The sequence below is a fragment of the Pararhodobacter sp. genome (assembly GCF_034676075.1).
GTDB lineage: Bacteria > Pseudomonadota > Alphaproteobacteria > Rhodobacterales > Rhodobacteraceae > Pararhodobacter.
In genome coordinates, this window is sequence record NZ_JAUCCQ010000231.1 from 1 (window position 1) to 2138 (window position 2138).

Here is a 2138-nt window from a genome sequence, read left to right on the forward strand (position 1 = left end):
CCGCGCATCTGGCCTGCGATCCGCCGCTGATCGCCGCCCGGCTGGTCTTCGACTGTACCCCTGTGGGACAGCTGTTCGGCCTGCCGGTGAACGGCCGGAAGGTGCGTTTTGCCGAGAACGTCTTTTACGAATACCGGGGCGGAAAAATCGCCCATGTCTGGTCAGTGATCGACAAGGCGGCAATCGAGGCGCAGCTCTGAGCGCGGCATGCCGGGGCGTGAGACGGACTTGCCAAGAGGTTAACGCAGGCCGCCAAGCCCTTGATCTTCCTCGATCCGCCCGGTGTCCCACGCGTGGGACAGGTCCTTGACCGGGCAAAAAGAAAGGCCCCGTGAGGGGCCCTGAGGAAGCTAATGGCGCGGTTGACGGGGCTCGAACCCGCGACCCCCGGCGTGACAGGCCGGTACTCTAACCAACTGAGCTACAACCGCGCGATGGGGGGTGATTAGCCGCCCCGTCCGGCAAGGTCAAGCGCCTTCACGCAAGTTTCCGACGGTCGCGCCAGCTTCCCCAGGCCAGCACCGCCAGATAGGCCAGATCCGACACCGCCAGCACCACCCAGGGCTGCGAAACCAGCGCGCCCGCATAGACCGCAACCCCCACCAGAACCAGAGCCGCCCGCTTCCGCGGCACCCGCCAGCCCTTCGGCGAGGGCGTCGGCAGGCGAGAGATCATCAGGAGGCCCACGAAGGCCATGTAGAGCCCGGCCAGCGCCGGCCATTCCCGCATGTCCATCCAGCCCGCCAGCGTGAGGTACAGCGGCAAGAGCCCCAGCATCGCCCCCGCCGGCGCCGGAACGCCGACGAAATGCACCCGCCCGGGCGGCGGCGGAGCGTTGCGGTTCACGTTGAACCGCGCCAGCCGCAGGCAGGCCCCCAGCACATAGATCAGCACCAGCACCCAGCCGAGGCCCGGCCAGTCCTGCAGCAGCGCCGAATAGATGACGATCCCCGGCGCCACGCCGAAACAGACGAAATCCGACAGCGAATCGAGTTCCGCGCCGAAATGGCTGGCCGCGTTCAGCTTGCGGGCCAGAAGCCCGTCCATCCCGTCGATCAGCGCCGCCAGTACGATCAGCCCCGCCGCCACCTGCCAGGACCCGGCGATGCCGTAGCGGATCGCCGTCAACCCCGCGCAAAGCCCCAAGAGCGTCACCAGATTGGGGATCAGCTGCACGAGCGGCAGGGTGCGGCGGTCGGCGGGCTCGCTCTCATCCTCGAAGGCGGGATCCTGGTCCATTCTCAACGGACCTCGGCCAGCCGGGCGGGCTCGGCCAGGGTGAGGTCGGCCAGCACCGTCTCGCCCGCGACCATGGTCTGGCCGAGCGAGACGAGCGGCTGCACGCCTTCCGGCAGATAGACATCGAGGCGCGAGCCGAAGCGGATCATCCCGAAGCGCTCGCCGGTTTCCAGAACCGCCCCCGGCTTGACGTCGCAGACGATGCGCCGCGCCACAAGACCGGCGATCTGCACCACCGCGAGCTTGCGCCCGTCGGCCATCTGCACGGCGACCGAGTTGCGCTCGTTATCGACCGAGGCCTTGTCGAGCGAGGCATTGAGGAACTTGCCCGGCCGGTAGCTGACGGCGGTGATCGTGCCGGCGATGGGCAGACGGTTCACATGGCAGTTGAAGACATTCATGAAGACGCTGACCCGGGTCATCGGCTCGGTCCCCATGCCGAGTTCCACCGGCGGCGCGGCGGGCTCGATCAGCGAGACCACGCCATCGGCGGGGCTGATGATCAACCCCTCGCGCTGCGGCGTGTAGCGGTCGGGATCGCGGAAGAAGTAATAGCACCAGACGGTCAGCACCACGCCGACCCAGCCCAGCGGCTGCCAGATCAGGAACAGGACCAGCGTCACCGCGGCAAAGATGCCGATGAAGGGATAGCCCTCGCGGTGGACCGGCTTGATGACGGCGGCGAGAATCGAATCGTGCGCGGGATCGGGCATCGGGGCTCCTTCAGATGTTGGGTCAGGTTCTAGCCCGATCACGGCCCGAGGCAAAGGGGAGAGGGATTTCGCCCTCGTGCCTCGGGCGACCAGGGCGGGGGGCTCCTCGCCCCCCGCACCCCCTCGCCAAAGGGGACCCTCGGGCCCCCTTTGGAAACCCCCGAGGATATTTAGAGAACAAAGATG

General features: G+C 67.5%; 3 protein-coding genes and 1 tRNA gene. 1 reads left to right on the forward strand and 3 read right to left on the reverse strand.

What is annotated here, in order from left to right:
- The coding region (locus VDQ18_RS23515) for an ester cyclase (RefSeq protein ID WP_323023281.1) at positions 1 to 200 on the forward strand (200 nt) is incomplete at its 5' end.
- A 154-nt stretch (positions 201 to 354) separates the two neighbouring features.
- Here the strand turns inward: VDQ18_RS23515 and VDQ18_RS23520 are convergent.
- The 3 genes from VDQ18_RS23520 to VDQ18_RS23530 all read right to left on the reverse strand — a co-directional run bounded on the left by VDQ18_RS23520 (position 355) and on the right by VDQ18_RS23530 (position 1952).
- Positions 355 to 431, reverse strand: a tRNA-Asp gene (locus VDQ18_RS23520).
- Between the two features lie 46 nt (positions 432 to 477).
- Positions 478 to 1239 carry a CDP-diacylglycerol--serine O-phosphatidyltransferase gene (gene pssA / locus VDQ18_RS23525; RefSeq protein ID WP_323023282.1) on the reverse strand — a complete coding sequence of 254 codons (762 nt, stop codon included), beginning with the start codon at positions 1237 to 1239 and terminating at the stop codon, positions 478 to 480.
- A 2-nt stretch (positions 1240 to 1241) separates the two neighbouring features.
- The gene (locus tag VDQ18_RS23530; protein WP_107750615.1) at positions 1242 to 1952 is read right to left on the reverse strand and encodes a phosphatidylserine decarboxylase; all 711 of its coding nucleotides are present in this window, start codon (positions 1950 to 1952) and stop codon (positions 1242 to 1244) included.
- Positions 1953 to 2138 lie beyond the last annotated feature (186 nt).

Coding starts and splice junctions, on each gene's coding strand:
- pssA (WP_323023282.1), bottom strand. CDS start 1,239: ATGGACCAGGATCCCGCCTTCGAGGATGAGAGCGAGCCCGCCGACCGC.
- VDQ18_RS23530 (WP_107750615.1), bottom strand. CDS start 1,952: ATGCCCGATCCCGCGCACGATTCGATTCTCGCCGCCGTCATCAAGCCG.